The following is a 22,961-nucleotide window of genomic DNA, read 5'->3' as shown; positions in this document are numbered from 1 at the left end:
GATGTCAAACGTAATTTTTGTTCCAATTGGAACTTGTTTGTAAAATATTTTCATGGATAATAGTTTCAGAAACCCATGAGCGCAGACTCGGGAACACATTTGAAATGAGAGGAATTTCACATGCATATTAACGCTATGCACTGGGCACAGGTTGAAGAGCGCGTCAAACAGGACGACCGCTGCATCCTGCCGATCGGCAGCGTTGAGCAACATGCCCGCATCAGCCTTGGCACCGATATGATTTTGGCTGAAAAAGTATCGCTGGATGCCGCAGAGCCGCTGGGCGTGCCGGTATTTCCTGTGCTCCCTTATGGTCTTGCATCCAGCTTTGCCGATTTTCCGGGCACAGTATCCCTGAGCCTGCGCACCTATATCGGCGTGATTGAAGATATTCTCGACAGCATCTACCGCGCCGGTTTCCGCCGTATCCTGATCGTCAACGGTCATGGCGGCAATGCACCTGCCGGTACTGTTGTGTCTGAGTGGCTGAACCGCAACCGCGATGCCAGCGTCAAAATGCACGATTGGTGGCGCGCACCACAAACCATGGGCAAGGTACTGGAAATTGACAGTCGCGCCTCGCACGCCTCGTGGATGGAGAACTTTCCGTGGACACGTCTTGCAGACGTTCAGCAGCCGGAACACGCGGTAGAGCGCATTGATTTCGGCGCCATGGCACGCGTTGACGCCGGTCGCAAACGTGCGCTGTTAGAGAGCTGCGAAGGCAATTATCACGGTCTTTTTGAACGTCCGGATGCCGATATGCTCGCGATCTGGGATGTTGCTGTGCGTGAAACCCGCTTTGAACTCGAAAACGGCTGGCACTGATAATCATAAATTTCCGGACAGGAGAAATCCCGTCCGGCATTAGAAATAATTAAGCGGATACGGCGGGAGGAAACTGTCCACTATCCGCTTTTGGGGGAGCATAGCTGATGATTGCATTTATTGTCAGACGCTTATGGCAGGCAGCATTGGTGATGCTTGTCATGTCGCTATTGGTGTTTATGGGGGTCTTTGTCATCGGCAATCCTGTCGATGTGCTGATCTCACCGGATGCGACACAGGAAATCCGTGACAGGGTTATCGCCCAATACGGGCTGGACCTGCCGGTATGGCAGCAATATCTGCAATTCATGAGCAATCTGCTTCATGGCGATTTGGGACGATCCTTCGTCTATAATATGCCCGTCTCCGAGCTGATTGCATCGCGCTTGCCTGCAACCGCCGAACTGGCTCTGACCGCTGTGTTCATGGCCAGCCTCATCGGTATTCCGCTTGGTATCTATGCCGGTTACAAACCGGACAGCTGGGCGTCCAAAATCATTATGGCGCTGTCTATTCTCGGCTTTTCCGTTCCGACGTTCTGGATCGGACTGATGCTGATTATGGTCTTTGCTGTGCAGCTTGGCATTATGCCTGCGGGCGGACGCGGTGCCACAATTTCCGTGCTCGGTGTTCCTGTCAGCTTCCTCACGCTTGATGGTCTTCATCATCTGGCATTGCCCGCCATTAATCTGTCGCTATTCAAACTATCACTGATGATCCGTCTGGCTGCGTCCGGTACGCGTGAAATCATGCTGACCGACACGATTAAATTTGCCCGTGCCGCCGGTATTAACGAGCGCACAATTCTGCGCCGCCATGTGCTGCGCCTGATCTCCATTCCGCTTGTGACCGTCTTTGGTCTAGAGCTTGGCTCAACCGTTGCTTTTGCCGTTGTTACCGAAACAATTTATTCATGGCCGGGTCTTGGTAAGCTGATCATTGACAGTATCACCTCACTCGACCGTCCGGTGATGGTGGCCTATCTGATGCTGGTTTCCCTGCTGTTCATCACGATTAATCTGATTGTGGATCTGTCCTATGCCGTTCTTGATCCGCGCATGCGTCAGGGAGGTGGCAAATAATGTCATTACTCAACAGCAGATCATTACAATTCTGGTCGGAATTCAAACGCCATCCGGTGCCGATGGTTGCCGCTTTTATAGTGCTGCTCATCATTTTGCTGGCCGTCTTCGCACCACTGATTGCACCGCAGGATCCTTATGATCTTTCCAGCCTTGTGCTGCGAGACGGACGCCGTGCACCCGGCTATATCGGTCAGAGCGGCTATACCCATATTCTGGGAACCGACGGACAGGGGCGCGATCTCTTCTCCGCCATCCTCTACGGCTTGCGCATTTCACTGGAAATGGGCCTGCTCGCCGGTGCGATTGCCTTTGCCATTGGTGCATTGGTCGGCTCGACGGCAGCCTATGTCGGTGGTCGCTTTGAAGCCTTCATCATGCGCGTTATCGACCTGCAGCTCTCCTTTCCGGCTATTCTGCTGGCCTTTGTAGTGGCAGCACTTCTCGGACAAGGCAAAAGCCAGCTGATTATCGCTCTGGTCTTTTCGCAATATGCCTATTTTGTGCGTACGGCTCATGGTGCAGCCTCTGCTGAACGCCATAAAGACTATGTGGAGGCCGCACTTTCCGTGCCAATGAGTGGCTGGTTCATTGTGACCCGTCATATTCTGCCCAATGCCATGCCGCCGCTGATTGTTGTGGCAACAGTACAGGTCGCCTCGGCAATTTCGCTGGAAGCAACCCTGTCCTTTTTGGGGGTTGGCCTGCCGCCGACAGAACCATCCCTCGGCATGCTCATTTCCAACGGTTTCCAATATCTGCTGTCCGGCCGCTACTGGATTTCGATCTATCCGGGCATTGCACTGATCATTCTTATCATGGCGATCAATCTCGTTGGCGATCAGATCCGCGACCAGCTTAATCCGAGGTTGAACAAATGACAGCGCATCTTCTTGAAGTCACTGATCTGCATACGCATTTCGAAACCCGTGCCGCTACGGTCAAGTCTGTCGATGGTGTTTCCTTCTATCTCGACCGCGGGGAAATTCTGGGACTGGTGGGTGAATCCGGTTCGGGTAAATCCATCACCGGTTTTTCACTGATCGGGCTGATCGACAAACCGGGGCGCATTACGCAAGGCTCCGTCAAACTGGAAGGACGTGAACTTGTCGGCCTGAGCGAAAACGAACTACGCAAGTTACGCGGCCGTGAAATCTCGATGGTCTTTCAGGACCCGATGATGACACTCAATCCGGTGCTGACCGTTCTCGACCAGATGACACTGGCACTGCGCGCCCATGAAACTATTTCGGACAGCGATGCGCGCACACGATGTGTGGAAGCCTTGCGCCGTGTACGCATTGTCGATCCGGAACATAAGGTTGATTTCTATCCGCATCAGTTTTCCGGCGGCATGCGCCAGCGCGTGGCGATTGCTATTGCTTTGCTGCACAATCCAAAGGTCGTGATTGCGGATGAGCCGACTACTGCGCTTGACGTATCCGTACAGGCGGAAATTCTAACGGAAGTAAAAGCACTGGTTGCCGAGCTTGGCATTTCGATGATCTGGATCAGTCATGATCTGGCAACTGTTGCCTCAATTTCAAAACGTATTGCCGTGATGAAATCGGGCAAAATTGTCGAGACCGGCCCCGCTTCCGAAGTACTGAAAGCACCCAGCCATCCTTATACACAAGGTCTGCTCGATGCCCTGCCATCCCGCTCCAAACCGGGGCAAATGCTGGGAAAACCGACGGATGAAGAAGAAACATCTTTTAAAACCGCCGCACCGGTAACGGAAGCCAAGCCGGACTTTGTAACCGTGCGCAACGCGGTCAAACGCTTCGAATGGAAAAGTGATTTCTGGGGCAGACTTGGCCAGAAAATCGGCCTGTTCAAACCACGCAAACCTGTCATTGCCGTCAATCATGTCAATCTTACCATCGCCCGAGGGGAGGCGCTGGGGCTGGTCGGAGAATCCGGATCTGGTAAATCAACGCTCGGCCGCATGGTCTGCGGGATTTATCAGCCAACGGAGGGGGAAATCCGGCTATCCGGCCAGCCTGTCATGTCTGACCATGTACACGGACGCAAACTGACGACCAAAATCCAGATGATTTTTCAGGATCCGTTTGCGTCGCTTGACCCACGCCGCACCATCGGCCAGTCCATTGCTGAAGGTCCCATTGCCCATGGCCTGACGACTAAAAGCGAAGCTCGTGCCTATGTGGCACAGTGGCTGAAAGCGGTGAGCCTTGATCCGGCCTTTGCAGACCGCTATCCGCACCAGTTTTCCGGCGGTCAGCGGCAGCGCATTGCTATTGCCCGTGCTTTGGCGATGAAACCGGAAGTGATTGTGTGCGATGAACCGGTGGCGTCGCTTGATGTGTCCATTCAGGCGCAAATTCTCAATCTGCTCCTGCGGCTGCGCAAAGAACTGAACCTGACATTGCTGTTTATCAGTCATGATCTGTCCGTTGTGCGCCACCTCTGTGATCGCATCATTGTTATGCATCACGGCAAGATTGTTGAAGAAGGCATGGCTGAGACAATTTTCGAAGCCCCGCAGCAGCCTTATACAAAAATGCTGCTCGATGCTATTCCGAAGCTTGCTTAGCAAGTTCAGAACATATGAAAACTGATAACGGGGCGGTTAAACCGCCCCGTTTATATATTAAAATTTAGCAGTCATATTCATACGGAAGGTGCGGCCGGGTGCCGGCATCAGCGAGGCATTCAGAGCATCCATATAATATTGGTCAGTCAGGTTATCGATCGCAAAATCAAGCCTTGTCGCCTCATTGAATGCATAGCTGCCATAGACATCCACCAGCGTATACGGACGCCATTTGCCCGGCTGGATTTCCGATGTGGTTTCAGCTTTGCTTTCGGCAAAACGATGGGAGTAATAGGAAATACGGGTACCCAAAGTCAGGCGGTCTTCCAGCATTTTATAAGCGAACTCTGCCGAGACCGTATCTTTAGGCGGCACATGCTGAAGAGCGTAGCTATTGGTAAAGCCGCCCTCGCTGCAAAGATCATCCTGTTTCCACAATGAGCCCGGATGTGCGCAAAACAGCGATGTTATAGCATGGTTCCAGCCCAGTTTTGCGGTGAGGTTTCCGATCTGATAATCGGCACTCAGCTCAAAACCGGTCATCTTGGCATAATCCAGATTGGTCATTCCCAGACCCCAAATATTACCGAAAACCGGATTTTTATAAATGATGTTGGAGCGGGTCAGATAATCATCAATGTGATTATTGTAATAGGCTATGTGCAATCTCAAACGATCATCATTGCCGGTGATGTCTTCGAATGTTTTATTGGCACCTAGCTCGAAAGTGCGTGCCTGTTCCGGTTTGATGTCCAATGGCAAATAGGCCGTCGAGAACCCCGAAAGTGTTTCAAAAATACTCGGCATACGCATCGTATCGGAATAACGGCCATAAAGTTGCAGATCTGTGATCGGCTCCCAGCTCAATGAAGCATTTTTTGACCAGCCATTACCCGTCACATGGCTTACTTGCCCCGGTATCAGATCATAGGAGAAATTCGGCCAGTTGCCCTTCGCGCGAAGGCTGTAATTATCATCCGAGGTGCGGAAATCCGAATAGCGCAGACCCGCAGTTGCGGTCCATTGTGGTGTAATTTCCCATGTTCCGTTAACGAACAGATTTTTCTCCGTCCGTTTACCGGAACGTGGCGGAAACTCTAAATGATCAATCACCCACTTCTGGTCATCCAGATTCTTGGGCAGCCCCACAGTTTCACGCTGCCAGCCACCACCATATTCCAGGCGGAACTCACCGGGAATAAAGTCAATTTTGCTTTCATTCGATACGGTAATACCATCACGAATTGTCTGTGCATAATGCACGGATGTCGTGGTTGTACCAAACATTGTCAGCAGATTTGTGGCACGGTGATCCATATCCGTACGAAATGCGTTAATTTTCAGATTGATGAAATCGTTATCCGGTGTCCATTTATAACGGGCATTATAGGTTTTAAGATCAAGTGTATCCGGCTCTGACTGAAATCCGCCAATAGCACTGGTATGTGTGCCCAACCGGGTTGGCATAATTTCACCGAACTCGCTGCTATAGCTCATATAGCTGAGCTCAAGCGCGTGATCATCGCCAAACCGGATATTGCTTTTCAGAAGAACAGACTCATTTTCCATCGACGTATTGAGAACTTCTTCTCCGCCCTTCCAAGGCGAAAGTCCTTCATAGCCAATATTCGGGAAATCCGGATCTGTGGTACGGTCAACAAAATAAGGCTGTCCGCCACCTTTTTTACCTGCAAAATAGTTGCCGTTTTTGCGCTTTGCATAGGCACCCACAACATCAATATAGTCTGTCGTGAAAGCCGCAGCGATACTGCCATTGCCGCCGGTCGGATCAAAAAAACCCGGGCGATCCATATTGCCGCCATCGCGGGTGGTCGGTTGTTTTCCGGCCTGATAGGAACCACCAGCCATGCCGCCTGGTGTCAGCACATCCGGTGGTGTGGTGCTGTTTGTATTGAAGCCACCGCGTATACGGACACCGAACTGGCGATCAGGTAGCAGAATATCGCCGGCGTTCAGAGTGCGCATACGCACAACACCACCAATCGCACCGGAACCATCTGCGGCGGCACTCGGGCCTTTTTCTACGGAAACTTCACCAATGAAGTCCGGATCAACATAACTGCCGGAGCGTGCACCATTATAACCGCGATAGACGGTCTGCTCTTGTGTGGCGCCATCTATAACCACCGGAACGCGGCCTTGCCCCTGCAAGCCGCGAATATTCACATCAATAGCGCCGGAGTTGCGGGTATCACCGCTCAGAACGCCTGGTATACCTGCAATAAAGTCGCCTGCCGATGTGCCGCGTCGCTGCTCTATTTCTTGCGCTGAAACGTAACTGACCGAACCCGCGGTGGTATAGGTATCATCATGACTGCCGATAACACCACCGCTGCTGATGGTGATTGTGTTGAGCACCAGCGAGCCATCTGCGGCAGTTGCTCCACTACTGGCTTCATTTGGCTGAGTGATTGCAACGGTGGTCGCATTTGGGAAAGAATAGGTCAGGCCGGAGCCTTGCAAAATACTGGATAAAGCCTGTTCACGGCTGACATTTCCGGAAACACCTTTGGATGTCTTACCCGCAGCGACCGAAGCCAGATACGTGATCTGCAAGCCGGACTGCCTGCCGAAAACGTTCAGAGCTTGTGTAAGTGAACCGGCAGGCACAGAGAAACTGGTTTGTGCCTGTGTTTGTGCAAATGCGCTCGGGCTGATGCCTGCTAAGCTGACACCCGCAGTCAGTATGAATGTCGTAGACAGCATTCTGCGTGTGCAATTTTTAAAACTGTTTTTGTAAGTTCCGAGCCCCATCGGTGCACTCTCCGTCAATGCAAATTTCTTGGCAAATTTCCTGAAGGATCGTGCTTTCTGTCGATGAAGAAATGCGACCCTGAATGTAATACAATCGGGGCTGTAATATTTTTACTTTTTTACTCATATTTTTAAAGTGGGGTAATAATAGTGACAAAAGACGATAGTTGTCGCACCTGTGCGCCGGTCGGATGCACCACGGCTTCCAATGCACGAAGCGGATCGGTCAGGTCATATACACCGCTGACCCGTTGCGCGCCGGTACTCGGGCTAGCCATGATAATGCGTCCGGGCATCCAGCGACCGATACGGGCAACCAGCGCCGAAACCGTTTCTCTCTCGGCAATGATCAGCTTGTCCCGCCATGCCGCGATTTGTTCGGCCTCACGCGCGCCCTGATCGATGGTTTGCGTCGTTTGATCAAAATTAATCCATTGGCCTTGTTCAAGGCGCTTGCCTGCCCCCAGAGCAGCATCGGGTGATTGCATTTCAACAACGCCATGATCAACAGAGACTGCGATAACGCCCGCATCATTCGAGACGTCAAAAGCGGTGCCGAGTGCCGTCACACGAACAGTGTCTGACAAAACTGAAAATGGCTTGCTTTTATCCGGTACGACCTCAAAAAAGCCCATTCCGCGCAATAAATTAATGTCGCGGCGCTCAGAGCCATAGACAAGCTGAAGAGCGCTGTCCGGCCCTAATGTCACAAGACTGCCGTCCGGAAGTGTGATCTGCGCCATTTCACCTTTCGCAGTGATATAATCGGCCTGCGCGCGCAACAACAACTCTTTCCCAAAGGAATAAGACAATCCGCCTGCCGCCAGCAAAGCCGGACCGCCGATCATAAACTGACGGCGTGACAGACCGATATTTTTCCGGCGTTCTTCACGGCGTTGATGAGACAAAATTGCACCCGATGCGCCATGGGCCTTATCAATACGGAGCCAGATTTTCTCATGGAGCGGGCTTCTTGCCCGCCATGCACGGATCATGTCGCCGGACACTGTATTATCCGGATCATTCTGAAGCCGGATAACCAGATCAATCGCCTCATCAAGCAGCTGGTTCTGATCTGTATGCGGCTCGCTCATTCCGGTCCTTTTCGTATCAATGTTTTTGAAGGCAGGGCACGATTTTTCAGTGCATCCTGTTTATGACGTGTTTCAGAACGCGTCTACACGGGACAGGATATGTTTATAGGCATCACGAATGAGTGCCCATGCTCTTGAGGTGGATATGCCAAGCTCTTCACCGATTTCAGCAATCGTTCTTTCGCCCAGACGGTGCATTTCAAACGCCTGCCGTGTACGCTCCGGCAATTCAGCGAGCGCATTATAGGTTTGCAGCAAGCATTGCCGTGAATGCACAATATCTTCCGGCGATGGCTTTTGATCGGCGATCTCCGGCACACTTGCATCGTCAATTGCAACCGTCGTTATCAGCGCTTCACGCTTTTGATAATTGGTGCCGAGATTGCGTGAGATTTTATACAGATAGGCTTTCGGATTAAAGTTTCCGCTGGCAGCAGGCGGTGGTGTTGTCAGAACACGCACGAATGTGTCCTGTGTAAGATCTGCAGCAGTTTCATTATTCAAACCACGGCGATGCAGGGAATTGGCAATACCCCATGCGTGACTCCGAAACAGGTTTTGAATATCCCAGCCCAATGGAGCTTAGCTTTCTGTTTTTATACCGACAGACCAATAAAATGCTGCAAATTCACAGGCACCATATCCGTTCGATTTCACTACACTTATAATATGATAAAATCAATCATATTTGTGTGACGATCAACTTCTTGCATTTTTTGAGCTTATAAAAAATCTGCGCCCCATTTACAGGAGCGCAGATTTGAAGCCTTAAAATTTAACTGAGAAACCGGCGCGATAGGTTCGCCCTGGTGCTGGCATAAAACTTTGTGCCAGCGGATCCAGATAATAGCGGTTCCCGATATTCTGAACCGAGGCATTCAACACGGCATCTTCGCGCAATTTATAGCTGACAAAAGCATCAAACAGCGTAACCGGCTTATAGATAATCTGCGGCGTGGTTGCGCCTGTTTGCCACGGCTTGTCGATTGTCTCGGTCGGCCCTGATGTATAGGTCATACGTCCACCCACGGTCAGTTTTTCTTCAAAGAAACGGCTGCCAAGTGTCAGATTTGCTGCATAATTCGGCGGGTTCTGGGTATTGGTAAAAGAGCCCATATAGCTGCCGGGCGTGCAATCCGGCGTGTTTTCAGTCGGCTGATACTTGTTGGCACTTGCCCGCAAACGCGCCGCGAAACTCGCATCACAAGTTTCCGTTTTAAAATAATAAGTCGCGGAAAGATCAGCAAAAATCCGGCCGTTATCATAGCTCGACTGGAACTCAAGACCGTTCGCTTTATAGCTGTCAGCATTACTGAACGTCATCAGGCCATTCGACGTCGGGTCATAATAACGGCTGATGTAGTTTTTGATATTATTATCAAAATAAGCGAGCTTGAAAGATGCCGTATCACCCTGCATGAACAGGTCATCGCGTGTCGTGCTGGCACCAAACTCAATGGCACGGGAACGCTCAGGCTTCAGACCAGTCGCAGGGTCAACCTGCAAAGTGCCAAGCGTGGTTTCAAACAATGACGGCAGACGGTAGCCTTGTGTGTAGCTGGCATAGAGGAAAGTCTGCGGAATAATCTCATAATTCACACCAAAGGCCGGTGTAAAACCGCTGCCTTTGTTCGACATTTTCTCGCCGCGGTCAAAGCCGGTGACAATTTCATTATACCCTGCTTTACCCACCGCCATATAGGTCGGCGTACCATATTCATCAAAAGGCGTCCCGTCGAAAGGATTGTTGGTATCCGCAGCCGCAATACCATTGTTCAGACGCGGATCCGTGGCATCGGTAAACTGCCCGTTTTCATCCGCACGCCAATACATGCTGTCCCATGTGCCCGGACCTCTGGAGAGAGAAATCCATTTGCCTAACACCTTTTCGCGGCGTGCAACGGATGGCGCATTGCGGTCGTGAGAACTGTAACGGCCATAACGCCCGCCAGCCCAGAACTGTAAATTCTCACGTGGCTCATATTCGAGCTTACCGGTCAGGCTGATTTCTGAACGATACCCGTCACGCAAATTACGGTTCTGGTTGATATCGTGTTCAGAGATCACAACGTCTTTTTGCGGACGGATATTTTCATACTGGAACGAACCGCCAAGGTCGAAAGCAAAGGCACCGGCTTCCGTAGTAAATTCAGAACGATTGGAAAGATCGCCACCCACGCGCACATCATCCATACGTACCCATGTGCGGTCAGGGCTGCCATAAACCTGTTGGGATTTAGGCCCGTTGGTCGCGTTGATCTGATCGCTTTTAGCGTCTGTAATCCAGAGATTGGCCTTAAAATCAATCAGATCATTATCGGCTGGCTTATACTGATAGCGTGCTGAACCCGAATTGATAATCATGCTGCCGGTCGGATACTGATAAAGTCCGGCGGTACCAAAACGGAAAATATCCGATGGCATGACCTCACCAAAACGCCCGTTATAATAACGGTAGCTCAGCTCAAGCTGCTGTTCATCCGTTGGTTTGATTGTCGCCTTCAACAACACGGATTCCGTTTGTGAAGAGGAATTTAAAACTTCTTCTCCGGCCTTGTAGGATTTTGCAACCGTGTTTTCTTCATAGCCGGATTTAGAGAATTGGCGATATTTATCTCGACCATGTTTACCGGCAAAATAATTGCCCTGATTGCGCCGTGCATAGGCGGCAACCACATCCACAAAATCACTGGTATAAGCTGCAGCAATACTGCCGGATTTCGCTGCCGAGCCAAAAATATCCGGACGACCGCTGCGTACATCTGCGTTAAGCTCGGATACAGAACTGACCTGATCCGGACGATACGGCTGCTTTACACCATTGTCCCATAATTCGCCTTTCAGACGAACACCGAAAGTCTGACCGGGCTTAAGAATATCCTGAATACGCAGCGTGGTCATTCTGACCGCCCCGCCGATGGCACCGGCTGCGGCGGGTGTAAGATCGGGGCCCTTACTGATCACCACGTCGCTGATCAGATCGGGGTCAATATAGCTGCGCTGCTGTGTTCCGGCATAACCACGATAAACATTAAGCGACTGTTGTGAACCATCCACGGTCACAGCCACACGGCTTTGCCCCTGAACACCACGAATGTTCACATCAAGACCGCCGCCGTTACGGCTGTCTGCAACCTGCACGCCAGGCAAACCTTTGAGCATATCTGCCGACGATACCGAACCATAACGGTTGATCTGCTCTTCCGAGAGATAAACCGTGGACTTAGGTGCGGAATAAACGGCAGACGCCCCGTCGACAGCACCGGCAGGCGCTGTAATCGTGATCATGTTCAGCTGAGTTGCACCATCAGCGTTCACACCGCCGGAATTTACGGCTGTCTCATCAGGTGCATAGAGGCTGACTGTGCGGCTGTCGACAAAACGATAATGCAGTTTAGAAGGACCAAGAACGCGTTGGAGTGCTGCTTCCGGTGACTGACGGCCGATCACGGCTGCGGATTGTCCGGAAATTGTTCCGCCATTCTGGCGCACAACCTGTATGCCGGTGGTTGCCGTAAAATCAGCCAATGCTGTGAGCAGCGGTTTCGCAGGAATATTAAAATTATAGCTGGTGCGATCCTGCGCCGTTGTGGCGGATTGCGCCAAAGCACCAGCCGGATAAGCCGACATAAGCGCAATGAGCGAAACACCGCTGGCGGTGAACGCAGTTCTGATGGTCTTCATTCTGGACGTTTCCTGTTCAAATTCAAGGACGTCAGGCCCTTAATCAAAGAACGGTTTGCCCGAGTAAAACCCGTAAAAATAATTTTACCGGTAGATAATTGTCATCAAGCCCGGCACCCGCACCACAGTCAGATTGAGCGTGCTGCGCAGAGCATCAAAAACCGCATCAGGATCTTGCGCCTGAAACACGCCTGATACCGGCAGATTTTCCAGCTCTTTATCACTGAGAATAATACGACCCGCAGTATATTTTCCGAGCTCATGCAGTACAGATTTAAGCGGCGTCTGGTTCATCATGATCAAACCGCGCCGCCATGCGAGACGGGCTTCCGCATTACCGTCACGGATTTGTTCGATCCTGTCCGGTGTTACTGCCGCACTGTCTCCGGCCTCCAGCCGGACCGTGTCCGTCTTGCCTTTGGAATGCACCGCAACCAGCCCGCGCTCGACGGTGACTTTAGTCACCTCTGGTTCCAGCTCGACAGCAAAGGCTGTACCAAGCACGTGCACTGAGGCAGTGCCGCCCGTCACATGAAACGGCCGGTTTTCATTCCGCGTCACGTCAAACCATGCGCGGCCGCGAACCAGCTCGACATTGCGTTCCGCATCACCGAAATTTGTATTGATAGCGCTGTCGCCATCCAGATAGACTCGTGACCCGTCACTCAGGGTTAATTCGCTATAGGTGCCGGGTGCCACAGCATATTCAGCAAAAGCACGTTGTATCAGCCCTGCATCACGCCAGAGCGCCGTTGATGTCATGACAACAACCGCCGCCGCTGCAACACTGCCCCATTTGGCAAAATATCCGGGAGAAAAAGACTGCCGTTGCCGTTTGCGATGCCAGCCGCTTCTGGCCGCTTCACGGGCGGGCGTTTTCAGATCTGTCCAGAGCTGTGCGGTTTGCTGATAGGCTTGTTGATGCATCGGGCTTTGCTCAAGCCATGCCTGAAAAGCCTGCTGTATATCTGTGCTGACCGGCTGACTGCCCATCCGCACAAACCATTGTGCGGCTTCCTCAATGGCAGCATCTGTCAGTTTTTCAGAACCGTCGGTTTTCAGCATGAGATGAAGCATTTTCCATGAAGCACGCAGTTGCCTGCAAATTGGTGACAGACAAACATAATCATTTCCGGTCACGCATCTGCTGCCACTTATGGCAGTAAGCAATTGCTGCCGCCATTTCTTTTTCAACCGTACTCAATGAAAGCTGTAAATGATGCGCAATCTGCTGATAGGTCATACCGTCAACTCTGGCCAGCAGAAAAATCTGCGCACGGCGTTCCGGCAAAGCATGGATCGCATCCAGCAGAGCAAAGAGGTCATGACGCGCTTCGATGATCCGTTCAGGCTGAATGAAGTCGGACATTTCACAGCTTTGCTTGTCATATGCAGCTTTATCCGGCTGCACTTTACGGCTGCGCAACTGATCCAGCGCCAGTGTCGTGACAGTGCGCACGACCAGCCCGCCGTCATTTTCCGTTAAAGATCGTTTGGATAATTTGACATAAGTATCATGTAGAATATCTTCCGCATCCTGTGCATTGCCGAGAATACGGGCTGCAAGCCGCTTCAGGCGCAAACGCTCCCTGACATAAATCCGTTCAAAAACAGCGTTCATGGGGGGCATAAAAAACCTGCAAAAATAATGCGTGCAATCGCAATGCAAAAATAACTGGAGTTATTTACTCATCTTTAAAGTGAATAGCAAGATGCCGAAATAATTATATCGCAGGAAAAGCGGGCAGTCTGATACGGATGCATACTGCTCTGCGTCACCGACATTCATACAGGCAGAAACCTATTATCCAAACCTGCCAATTAAGACACCAACCACGCCTTACCTATAAGAATATACTGTGGAACTCTATGCATGAGAAAATCCTGCATACCGTATTTTAAGCCATTGATTAAAAAGAATTATTATTAATATTTCTCATGAGGAGGAATACCGGAAATACGCTGCATTCAAGAAGAATTCATAACAAAGAGTTGTATTGACCTCAACTGGACTTGAGGTTTTATGAAGCCATCCGAACCTTATCTGTGAGCCATGCTGATTTCCCTCCCGGCAGCAGGCTCATTCAAGCCGGATGACGACATGTCTTTAAAATTATCGACGACCCTTTTCCCCCTGCTCATACCTGTATTTTTATCTGCCTGTGATAATTCCGCAGATGCAACACAAGCTACCTATCCGCCGCCCACAGTCAGAACGATAGCTCTGCAAACGGAAGATATTCAGCTACAGAAAGAATATCCGGGCCGCCTGCTGCCCGTTCGCCTTGCGGAAGTGCGTGCCCGTGTCAGCGGCATTGTTCTGAAGCGCAGTTTTGCCGAAGGCTCGGATGTTAAGGCAGGTGATATCCTGTTCCAGATTGAGCCCGCGAGATTTAAAGCTGCCGTCGATAGTGCCAAAGCCCAGCTTGCCCGCGCTGAAGCTTCGCTCGCACTGGCTGCCCAGCAGGAAACCCGCTCTGAAAAACTGCTGCAAAGAAATGTCGGCAGTAAAGAGCAATATGATGTTGCAATAGCCAGCCGCCAGCAGGCACAGGCTGAGGTTGCTGTTGCAAAAGCCAATCTTGATGATGCCGAGCTGGATCTCAGCTACGCTTCCGTACGTTCTCCTATTGACGGCCGTATCGGTGCTGCGCTTGTAACGGAAGGTGCTTTCGTTCGTCAGGAAGATGGTACCCAGATGGCGATTATTCGCGATCTCAGTTCCGTTTATGTGGATTTCACAGCGCCGCTTTCTGAACTGCGCCCAAACAAACAAGGAAATGCAGCTGAGGCTTCTTCCAAGTCCAATAGCGGCAGCAAAATCGAGCTTGTTACCAATGACGGCACAGTTTTCAACCAAACCGGCGCTTTGCTCTTTTCTTCAGCCGTGGTGAATGAAACCACCGGTCAGGTGTCATTGCGTGCTGAGTTTAACAATCCGGGACATGCCCTGCTTCCCGGCACCTATGTCCGTGTGCGTATGGCGCAGGAAGGCAGCCAGAGCGCTTTGCTGATCCCACAACGGGCTGTGCAATGGGATACGCTTGGTCAGGCGCAGGTCATGACCGTTCAGGACGGCAAAGCCGTTCCTCAGCCTGTTCGTATCTCGCAATCTGTCGGAACCCGCTGGCTGATAAGCGAGGGGCTGAAAGCCGGTGATGAAGTCATTGTTGACGGTGTAGAAAAGACAATGCCCGGATCACCGGTGACCGCGAAAGCAATCACGGAAGACAGCAAGAGCGCACAATCAGACGAGACCTGTGTCACGGCTTGTGAGCAAAAGGCTAAATTCTAAGGAACCGACATGCCTCAGTATTTTATTGAACGCCCGGTTTTTGCCTGGGTTATAGCGCTTGCTATTGCTTTAGCCGGTATAATTGCCATTCCGTTTTTGCCGATTTCACAATATCCGAATGTGGCACCGACAACGATTGCGGTCACGACCAGCTATCCGGGTGCAACACCGGAAAACCTCTATAATAGCGTTACAAAACTGATCGAACAGGAGATGAATGGTGCAACCGGCATGTTGTATTATGACTCTGTCTCCGACAATCAGGGCAGCGTAACGATCAACATTACCTTCGAGGCCGGCACCGATCCGCAAACGGCAACTGTTGATGTACAAAACCGCATCAGTCGCGTGGAAGCCCGCCTGCCGCAATCCGTACGCCAGCAAGGTGTGCGGGTTGAAGAAACCAGCAATGCCTTTCTCTTGTTTGTCGGCCTGATCTCCACCGACCACCGCCTCAACGCGATTGATCTGGGTGAATTTGCCACGCGGAATGTTGTTGATGAATTACGCCGTTTACCGGGGGTCGGTAAGGCACATTTATTTGCGACTGAGCGTGCGATGCGCGTCTGGATCGATGCCAAAAAGCTGGTTGGCTTCAACCTGACAGCGAAAGATGTCACAGATGCTATTGCAGCGCAGAATGCGCAGGTTTCCTCCGGCAGTATCGGCGCGCAGCCGAATGTGAACGGCCAGCAGATCACGGCAACCGTTTCTGCTACCGGCCAGCTTTCCACAGCCGAAGAATTTTCTGAGATCGTATTGCGGGCAAATGCCGATGGTTCCGTTGTGCGCCTTGCCGATGTCGCACGTGTTGAATTTGGCGGACAAAGCTACACCATCGCATCGAATATTAACGGACAACCAGCAGCCATGATCGGTATTCAGCTGAACGCCGCCGGTAATGCGCTTATTACCGCTGAAGCAGTTAAAGCACGTATGGCAGAGCTTGCATTGTCATTCCCTGCAGGCGTGGAATTCGACATTCCGTATGATACGTCCCCGTTTGTCTCGATTTCGATTGAGAAAGTGCTGCATACACTGGCAGAGGCCGTGGGGCTGGTCTTCATCATCATGTTCCTGTTTTTGCAGAACCTGCGCTATACGCTGATCCCGACACTAGTGGTTCCGGTCGCACTGCTTGGCACCTGTGCAGCTCTGCAAGTATTCGGCTTTTCCATCAATGTGCTGACCATGTTCGCTATGGTGCTGGCCATTGGTATTCTGGTCGACGATGCCATTGTTGTGGTCGAAAATGTCGAGCGCATCATGCATGAGGAAGGCCTGCCGCCTAAGCAGGCAACCATCAAAGCAATGAAGCAGATTACCGGTGCAGTCATAGGTATTACGGTGGTTCTGATCGCCGTATTTGTGCCGATGGCTTTCTTCCCCGGAGCAATCGGTATTATTTACAAGCAGTTCTCGCTGACAATCGTTGTGTCGATGGTCTTTTCCGCACTGATGGCTCTGACACTGACACCGGCACTTTGTGTGACGATGCTCAAGCCGATACCGGCGGGTCACGCCCATCAAAAGAACCGCTTCTTTCGCGGCTTTGACCGGATTATTCATGCGACCACAGGCGGTTATGGCAGGCTCATCAGCGGCACGGTTAAACGCGGCCTGCGGATGATGACGATCTATGCCGCTATCGTGGCAGCCTTGGGTTATACTTATATGCGGTTGCCGACCGGTTTTCTGCCGCTGGAAGATCAGGGATATGCGATTGCCACAACCCAGCTTCCTGCCGGAGCGACAGCAGAGCGGACAGCTGCGCTTTTGAAGGATGTCGACGATTTCTTTGTAAACCGCTCCGGTGTTGAAAAAATCGCGACCATCCTTGGCTATGGCTTTAACGGGAACGGGCAGAATGCAGGCATCTCGTTTGCCATGTATAAAGACTGGTCACAACGCGGCCCCGAGGATTCCTCCGATGCGATTGTCGGCTCGGCACTTGCCGCATTGGCAGACCGTCCTGAAGGTTCGGTTTTCACTCTGACCCCGCCGCCTATTGCAGCACTCGGCAATGCCAGCGGTTTCAGCCTCCGCTTGCAGGATCGCGGCAATATGGGGAACGCGGCATTGGTTGCCGCAGCTAACCAGCTGCTTGCCAGTGCATGGAGCAGTCCTGTGATTCAATATCCGTATATTGAAGGCCTGCCTCCTGCAGCACAGATCCTGCTTGATATCGACCGCCGTAAGGCCAATGCCTTCGGCATTACATTTGATGAGATCAACACAGTGCTCTCGACATCCATCGGATCGAGTTACGTCGCGGATTTCCCGAATGCCGGTCGTATGCAGCGGGTTATTGTGCAGGCTGATGCCCATGAACGCATGGATGTTGCCGATATTCTTGAACTGAATGCGCGTAATAATAAAGGCGAGATGGTGCCGTTGTCGTCTTTCGCGACAGCCCGCTGGGCTTTAGGGCCGACACAGGTGGTTGGTTACAACGGTTTGCAGGCGGTAAAAATCAGCGGCAGTGCGGCACCCGGATATACAAGCGGTGATGCTATGGCCGAGATGGAAAGGCTTGCGGGGCAATTGCCTGCAGGTTTTGGTTATGAGTGGACCGGACAATCCTATCAGGAAAAAGCATCCGGTAATGCCGCACCGTTCCTGCTTGGTCTTTCGATGGTGTTTGTCTTCCTCTGTCTGGCAGCATTATATGAGAGCTGGTCGATCCCGATTGCGGTTATGCTGGTTGTCCCGTTGGGCGCAATCGGCGCGGTACTGGCCGTGATGCTCCGCGGCCTTCCGAATGATATTTATTTTACGGTAGGGCTTATCACGATCATTGGTCTTTCCGCTAAAAACGCGATCCTTATTATCGAATTTGCCCGTGAACTCAGAAATGAAGGACGCCCGCTACTGGAGGCAACAATCGAGGCTGCAAAGCTGCGTTTCCGCCCGATTGTGATGACGTCTTTTGCCTTTATTCTCGGTGTGGTGCCGCTCGCTTTTGCAACAGGTGCCAGTTCTGCCAGCCAGCGGGCAATCGGCACCGGTGTACTTGGCGGTATGATCTCGGCAACCGTGCTCGCCGTTCTGCTGGTTCCCACTTTCTTTGTCGTGGTGTCCAGACTGTTCTCCCGCAAGACAGAAACGCGGGAAATACATGGTGAGATATTGCAGGAAAACACTCCGGTCGCCTGATCTTATCTCACAGTCACAAAGACCGCACCTGAAGGTGCGGTCTTAATTTATATTCCCCCAATACCCACGGGATAAAGATCTCGCATAGTAAGCTGTAAAAATTTCTCTTTGTCCATAATCAGCTCAATTTGACTTTCCACACAAGCCCCCCCTGTTTGGGGGAATATTCAGGTTTATACTGATATTTTATTATTCCGGCATGGACAAAGAGAGCATATACCCACTCATTATAAATGCTGTGAGGGTGCATGGCACTTTGAAGGAACCGTTCACAGCAAAAGATGTGCGCCGTATTGCCGGCGGATGGTCCTATTGTCGTTATTTTTCCTATATGGCTTACAATTGCACAGAAAACAGACCTGATGCAGAAGCTTTATTTGTACGTGTTGCTCGCGGAAAATATAAATTATCTGAAAATAAATAATTTAAAAACAACTGCCTTTATACAGATAATTATTCTGTTTTTGCATAATTCCATCCTATTTATGAAATTGAATATCAAATTATTTGATGTATTTAATCCGCATTCTCAAATCCATGATCTATTTTAAAAGATTTGTTTTTATGCGCATCCGTTACGATATGAAAAAGCTTCCCAACGGACACTGGTGTGTTTTTGATATTATTACCGGCGGCATAGCCAGACATAACGGAAAAGATGTAATCGGTCTCAATATAATTGAAACAGATCATATGGTTGATCGGTTAAATAGAATATACCGCAATAATTTCTCAAAAATATTAAACTAAAAATCAAGCTTATATAAAATTCTCCCATTCTAATAATATGGTACGCTATTTTTATTATTAGAATAATGCGCTAAATAATCGGGAATTACAGACAATTCACGATTTTTTACAAAGGAATTCAAGCGTTCCTGCTTAAAATCATTTAATGTCAGACCATAACGATTGCGAAATACACGCAAAAGCTGTGCGGCTCCCGTAAATCCCGTTAAGTGAGCCAATCCTTCCGCTGATACTTTCGGCCTGGTCATCAAGTGCTTATATGCGGCCTCAACACGGCGTTCCCGAATTGCCCGCATGACGCCCCTTTCATCGTCAAACATACGAAACAAATGCGCCCTCGAGACTCTGAATTCCTTCATTATCATATTAATATCCAAACCAGGGTTGGTCAGATGCTCATCAATGAAACATAGCACGCGCGCACGTAAAATCGGCGTCGGGACGGCATCTTGAGCACCCATATCCAAAACATTCCAGCGCAAGGCCAGAGCAAGAAGAGATATAACAGCTTCTTCCGCAGCCCAGGCAAATGCCTCATCATTGACCGCTGGCAACTTTACGATATCAGCGACAACATCCGCGAGCAATTTCGTTTGCGGTTGCCCCGCCTTGAATAAAAGACCATGAAGTTTACTGCCGCCACAGGCCTTTTCAATACGCTCCCGCGGTAAAAGAAGTGAACATGTTGCTGCTTTACTGCAGCAAATAGAAATTGTTCTTCCCATATCAAACAGATAAACATCACCGTCGGCAACTGACAAACTTAACCCGTCACGATCAGAAACGGCCGTTCCGCCTATAAAAAGCTGCAACATATAATAATCTTCAAGTCCGCTACGACTGATAGTCTTCCAGTCACGTACAAATCGTTGCGGGCAAAATTCTGCATAACCGGTCAGAAGTGTTCCGATCAACTTTGTCCCGTATGCGCCCTCCAGGTTCTTTGTCGGGCTATTTTCATATGACCTGCTATCGAATATAGGTCGTGTCACTTCACGCCAGAATTCTGTACGGTCTTGCAGATCGACCATATCCGTTGAAACCTGAATGAGACTTTGCACCTTCCCCCCTAATAATAAAACCATACGGCAGACTAAAATATAGGCAGATTATTTGAGACCGCTGAGGCTAATGAGATATTTTGACTGTCAGCTGCTAAAAACATTAGATTTTTCATCAGCAGGTCAAAAAAAATGAGACTTTACGCAATAGAGCCCCCACAACCCTTATGGTAACTTGTTACCAAGCAATATGAAAAGCAGCAGGCGTGGCAACAACCACCATGTCACACTTATTACAGACAAGATCCATTTCAGTTTGACGGAGAATGTCAACGGAACAATTATTGTTTCCAGCTTTGTTTGGAAACCGATAAATGGGGCGGTACAATCGACATTCTTCGTCACCGGCGGCAGTGAAGTAACATAGGACGTTTCAAAACGCTCTATGGCCTACGGGGGCAGGCATTACCCACTGCTGCCGACTATTACATAAAACCTTTTATAAAATTTATACAAGAGAATATTCAACTATAGTAGAAAATATTACTGAAAATTATAATAATATATTATAGTTTTCAGTAATTATTAATATTTAAATTAGCGCACACTCTTCTCCATAAGCAACCATAAATGGAGCACACCTGCATCGAAGACAGGCACTTTTACCGGATTGTAGCGTTACAGCAAATCTGGCTGTTCTTTTTTGTAAGGTGCGACAACTTATAGTTTTGGCACATATTTCCAGCCCCTCCCCCAACAACAGAAAATTATAGCTCGGCATCCGCTATTCGCTTTGTCATTCTTCAATAAGAGGAGAGCACAATGACAAGCTTCTGGATATGCATAATTGTAATACTTGCGATCAACGGAGTGATCGCCGTATATTTCAGAGACGGCTATTAATCCTACATTTTGCGATCAGCATTCAATAAATCGATAATATCATTATCAAAGAGCAGCCGCCGAACCGGATATCCTGACGCTGACTATATGCACCTGAGCACTATCAGGCCAGCAACACGCCTGAAGCTTGATTAAACAGTGAATATTCTTCATCTTAAGAATATACGAACAGAAAAACATTGTTTTCAGGATGAAAAATTCATAACCAGTTCGTCAGCATCACGTTTCTTATTATTGAACAAGCTTGCTCCCCCTAACATAGAAAGTAATGATATGATCATCCGGCTGTCAAAAATCTTTATGGTGATGGCAATCGCATTTTTTGCGTCTTTAGTCGCCTTCGGTAACATTACCGATTACGGTTCTAATTTTGCATTTGTACACCATGTATTCCTCATGGATACCATCTTCCCTGATGCGACCATCAAGTACAGAGCTATTGAAACCGAGTGGCTGCACCATGTTGGTTATATCGGCATTATCACGCTCGAAACCTTAACTGCTATTATTTGCTGGATTGCGGGCTTTAAACTGCTGGTCGCGCGCAATGAAAGTGCAAAGGTTTTCAACAAAAGCAAAAATCTCGCCGTTGCCGGCCTGACATTGGGCTTTCTGACATGGCAGGTTGCCTTTATGTCCGTTGGCGGTGAATGGTTTGGTATGTGGATGTCCAAACAGTGGAACGGTGTGCCTGATGCATTCCGCTTTTTTGTAACCATCATTCTGGTTCTGATCTATCTCGTTCAGCCGGAAAGAGACGAAGAATAAAACCCAAAATGCCCCTGTCATACTAAAATGCATAACAGGGGTATTTTCTTTTAAATTATTATTTTACGGCTGCCCGCCATGAAATTTTACATGTAATAGCCGAACCTGCTCTGCCAAGTCCTCAACCGGTCCTTCGACAATCGTATCCGTAATAATTGCATCAATCGGCAATGGCCGGACGCGGGACAAAGGCACGCCTAGCCCGTAGAGCCAGTCCTGCAGTTGGTCTGACGAACTGGCATAAACAATGCGCCCCAAGCCGACCCAACCATGCGCGGCAGCACACATCGAACAATGTTCGCCGGATGTATAAACCGTTGCCTTAGCGCGCTCCTCAGAGCTCATATTCTCAGCTGCCCATCTGGCGATAGCAAATTCCGGGTGCTGCGTATGATCTCCGCCGGCAACATGATTATGGTCTTCAAAGACCACCTCTGCCTCAGCAGTTACCAAAACCGATCCGAAAGGCTCATCCCCTTTTTCAACAGCAGTTGCTGCCAGTTCAATGCAGCGCTGCAGATGTATACGGTCTGTCTCTGTAATCACCATGCTCTCCCGTTTTACTCATCCGGTCTTCCCGGATACAGTCTGAACCACTCAGGCAGGAAGTACAATATCGGCAAGCCTTTATAACCGCTGTTTTTCTTTGCTACACAAGATCTCTTCTTATTAACCAGCTCGCAAAATCAGCACCACATCCGGACAAAACACATGATCAAAAATACAAACAATGCAGAACATTATAGATGGGGTAATAATTGTGACGGCTGGATATTATCGGATGGCAGCGATCTCCTCGTCATAGAAGAACGTATGCCTCCTCAGACAGCAGAACAACGGCACTACCATACAAAATCCAAACAGGTCTTTTATGTTCTCTCCGGTACATTAACCATGGAGCTTGACAATATGTTACACCGGATTACAGCGCGAAACAGTATTGAAATTCAGCCAAACCTTCCCCATCAGGCCAGAAATGACAGTGATCAGGATGTTATGTTCCTTGTCATTTCCTCACCAACCAGTCGCGGAGACAGATTAAGCGCTGAGGTTTAAGGCACTCTGTTC

17 protein-coding genes are annotated in these 22,961 nt (G+C 49.9%); 9 read left to right on the top strand and 8 right to left on the bottom strand.

The genetic code is table 11. The features are described 5' to 3' along the window. The first annotated feature begins 120 nt into the window (after positions 1–120). The 4 genes from DFR47_RS16555 (at position 121) to DFR47_RS16540 (ending at position 4,467) form a co-directional block, all read left to right on the top strand. Positions 121–828 (top strand): creatininase family protein, encoded by a 708-nt coding sequence (locus DFR47_RS16555; RefSeq protein ID WP_113945528.1) that lies wholly within the window; start codon positions 121–123, stop codon positions 826–828. 107 nt (positions 829–935) lie between these two features. Further along, on the top strand, positions 936–1,910 hold the full coding sequence (locus tag DFR47_RS16550; RefSeq protein ID WP_022711035.1) for an ABC transporter permease: 975 nt from the start codon (positions 936–938) through the stop codon (positions 1,908–1,910). Further along, complete coding sequence (locus tag DFR47_RS16545) at positions 1,910–2,791, top strand: ABC transporter permease (protein ID WP_113945527.1); 882 nt, start codon at positions 1,910–1,912, stop codon at positions 2,789–2,791. Before DFR47_RS16550 ends, DFR47_RS16545 begins: the two co-directional genes overlap by 1 nt. After that, positions 2,788–4,467, top strand: a complete 1,680-nt coding sequence (locus DFR47_RS16540; RefSeq protein ID WP_113945526.1) for a dipeptide ABC transporter ATP-binding protein — start codon at positions 2,788–2,790, stop codon at positions 4,465–4,467. The genes DFR47_RS16545 and DFR47_RS16540 overlap by 4 nt, the downstream gene beginning before the upstream one ends. 57 nt (positions 4,468–4,524) lie before the next feature. Here the strand turns inward: DFR47_RS16540 and DFR47_RS16535 are convergent, their stop codons facing one another. From DFR47_RS16535 to DFR47_RS16510, 6 genes are all read right to left on the bottom strand, one after another. Further along, entirely contained in the window at positions 4,525–7,242 is a 2,718-nt protein-coding gene (locus DFR47_RS16535) for a TonB-dependent receptor (protein ID WP_113945525.1), read from the bottom strand. A 131-nt stretch (positions 7,243–7,373) separates the two neighbouring features. Continuing rightward, positions 7,374–8,336: a FecR family protein gene (locus DFR47_RS16530; RefSeq protein ID WP_113945524.1), complete on the bottom strand. Its 963-nt coding sequence runs from the start codon at positions 8,334–8,336 to the stop codon at positions 7,374–7,376. A 72-nt stretch (positions 8,337–8,408) separates the two neighbouring features. Further along, a complete protein-coding gene (locus DFR47_RS16525) occupies positions 8,409–8,912 on the bottom strand; it encodes an RNA polymerase sigma factor (protein ID WP_113945523.1) in 504 nt (167 codons plus the stop codon). Positions 8,913–9,104: 192 nt separating this feature from the next. Next, the gene (locus DFR47_RS16520) at positions 9,105–12,020 is read right to left on the bottom strand and encodes a TonB-dependent receptor (RefSeq protein WP_210207329.1); all 2,916 of its coding nucleotides are present in this window, start codon (positions 12,018–12,020) and stop codon (positions 9,105–9,107) included. Positions 12,021–12,104: 84 nt separating this feature from the next. Beyond that, the gene (locus DFR47_RS16515) at positions 12,105–13,085 is read right to left on the bottom strand and encodes a FecR family protein (RefSeq protein WP_170137525.1); all 981 of its coding nucleotides are present in this window, start codon (positions 13,083–13,085) and stop codon (positions 12,105–12,107) included. A gap of 61 nt (positions 13,086–13,146) precedes the next feature. Beyond that, positions 13,147–13,641 (bottom strand): RNA polymerase sigma factor, encoded by a 495-nt coding sequence (locus DFR47_RS16510; protein WP_162994542.1) that lies wholly within the window; start codon positions 13,639–13,641, stop codon positions 13,147–13,149. A gap of 480 nt (positions 13,642–14,121) precedes the next feature. Between DFR47_RS16510 and DFR47_RS16505 the strand changes: the two genes are divergently transcribed. The 3 genes from DFR47_RS16505 to DFR47_RS21995 all read left to right on the top strand — a co-directional run bounded on the left by DFR47_RS16505 (position 14,122) and on the right by DFR47_RS21995 (position 18,895). Then, positions 14,122–15,315: an efflux RND transporter periplasmic adaptor subunit gene (locus tag DFR47_RS16505; RefSeq protein ID WP_170137524.1), complete on the top strand. Its 1,194-nt coding sequence runs from the start codon at positions 14,122–14,124 to the stop codon at positions 15,313–15,315. A 9-nt stretch (positions 15,316–15,324) separates the two neighbouring features. Next, positions 15,325–18,471, top strand: a complete 3,147-nt coding sequence (locus tag DFR47_RS16500; protein ID WP_113945519.1) for an efflux RND transporter permease subunit — start codon at positions 15,325–15,327, stop codon at positions 18,469–18,471. Positions 18,472–18,727: 256 nt separating this feature from the next. Continuing rightward, complete coding sequence (locus DFR47_RS21995; protein WP_342633979.1) at positions 18,728–18,895, top strand: hypothetical protein; 168 nt, start codon at positions 18,728–18,730, stop codon at positions 18,893–18,895. 355 nt (positions 18,896–19,250) lie between these two features. Here the strand turns inward: DFR47_RS21995 and DFR47_RS16490 are convergent, their stop codons facing one another. Beyond that, on the bottom strand, positions 19,251–20,252 hold the full coding sequence (locus DFR47_RS16490) for an AraC-like ligand-binding domain-containing protein (protein ID WP_210207328.1): 1,002 nt from the start codon (positions 20,250–20,252) through the stop codon (positions 19,251–19,253). Positions 20,253–21,398: 1,146 nt separating this feature from the next. On the opposite strand from DFR47_RS16490, the gene DFR47_RS16485 reads away from it, so the two are divergent. Continuing rightward, complete coding sequence (locus DFR47_RS16485) at positions 21,399–21,893, top strand: DUF2165 family protein (protein ID WP_113945516.1); 495 nt, start codon at positions 21,399–21,401, stop codon at positions 21,891–21,893. A 63-nt stretch (positions 21,894–21,956) separates the two neighbouring features. Here DFR47_RS16485 and DFR47_RS16480 read toward each other — a convergent pair whose 3' ends face one another. Continuing rightward, positions 21,957–22,442, bottom strand: coding sequence for a nucleoside deaminase (locus DFR47_RS16480; RefSeq protein WP_113945515.1), 486 nt, complete (start codon positions 22,440–22,442; stop codon positions 21,957–21,959). A 162-nt stretch (positions 22,443–22,604) separates the two neighbouring features. On the opposite strand from DFR47_RS16480, the gene DFR47_RS16475 reads away from it, so the two are divergent. Next, positions 22,605–22,949 carry a cupin domain-containing protein gene (locus DFR47_RS16475; protein WP_113945514.1) on the top strand — a complete coding sequence of 115 codons (345 nt, stop codon included), beginning with the start codon at positions 22,605–22,607 and terminating at the stop codon, positions 22,947–22,949. Positions 22,950–22,961: the final 12 nt, after the last annotated feature.

Origin of the sequence: Pseudochrobactrum asaccharolyticum (genome assembly GCF_003314995.1) — a bacterium.
Classification (GTDB): domain Bacteria; phylum Pseudomonadota; class Alphaproteobacteria; order Rhizobiales; family Rhizobiaceae; genus Pseudochrobactrum; species Pseudochrobactrum asaccharolyticum.
The sequence above is the reverse complement of the archived record's forward strand: the minus strand, read 5'-3'. Positions and strand labels throughout refer to the sequence as shown.

What these genes read in the sequence shown, in the direction of transcription:
- DFR47_RS16555 (WP_113945528.1), top strand. Translation starts at nt 121, where the DNA reads ATGCATATTAACGCTATGCACTGGGCACAGGTTGAAGAGCGCGTCAAA.
- DFR47_RS16550 (WP_022711035.1), top strand. Translation starts at nt 936, where the DNA reads ATGATTGCATTTATTGTCAGACGCTTATGGCAGGCAGCATTGGTGATG.
- DFR47_RS16545 (WP_113945527.1), top strand. Translation starts at nt 1,910, where the DNA reads ATGTCATTACTCAACAGCAGATCATTACAATTCTGGTCGGAATTCAAA.
- DFR47_RS16540 (WP_113945526.1), top strand. Translation starts at nt 2,788, where the DNA reads ATGACAGCGCATCTTCTTGAAGTCACTGATCTGCATACGCATTTCGAA.
- DFR47_RS16535 (WP_113945525.1), bottom strand. Translation starts at nt 7,242, where the DNA reads ATGGGGCTCGGAACTTACAAAAACAGTTTTAAAAATTGCACACGCAGA.
- DFR47_RS16530 (WP_113945524.1), bottom strand. Translation starts at nt 8,336, where the DNA reads ATGAGCGAGCCGCATACAGATCAGAACCAGCTGCTTGATGAGGCGATT.
- DFR47_RS16520 (WP_210207329.1), bottom strand. Translation starts at nt 12,020, where the DNA reads ATGAAGACCATCAGAACTGCGTTCACCGCCAGCGGTGTTTCGCTCATT.
- DFR47_RS16515 (WP_170137525.1), bottom strand. Translation starts at nt 13,085, where the DNA reads ATGCTGAAAACCGACGGTTCTGAAAAACTGACAGATGCTGCCATTGAG.
- DFR47_RS16510 (WP_162994542.1), bottom strand. Translation starts at nt 13,641, where the DNA reads ATGAACGCTGTTTTTGAACGGATTTATGTCAGGGAGCGTTTGCGCCTG.
- DFR47_RS16505 (WP_170137524.1), top strand. Translation starts at nt 14,122, where the DNA reads ATGTCTTTAAAATTATCGACGACCCTTTTCCCCCTGCTCATACCTGTA.
- DFR47_RS16500 (WP_113945519.1), top strand. Translation starts at nt 15,325, where the DNA reads ATGCCTCAGTATTTTATTGAACGCCCGGTTTTTGCCTGGGTTATAGCG.
- DFR47_RS16490 (WP_210207328.1), bottom strand. Translation starts at nt 20,252, where the DNA reads ATGGTCGATCTGCAAGACCGTACAGAATTCTGGCGTGAAGTGACACGA.
- DFR47_RS16485 (WP_113945516.1), top strand. Translation starts at nt 21,399, where the DNA reads ATGATCATCCGGCTGTCAAAAATCTTTATGGTGATGGCAATCGCATTT.
- DFR47_RS16480 (WP_113945515.1), bottom strand. Translation starts at nt 22,442, where the DNA reads ATGGTGATTACAGAGACAGACCGTATACATCTGCAGCGCTGCATTGAA.
- DFR47_RS16475 (WP_113945514.1), top strand. Translation starts at nt 22,605, where the DNA reads ATGATCAAAAATACAAACAATGCAGAACATTATAGATGGGGTAATAAT.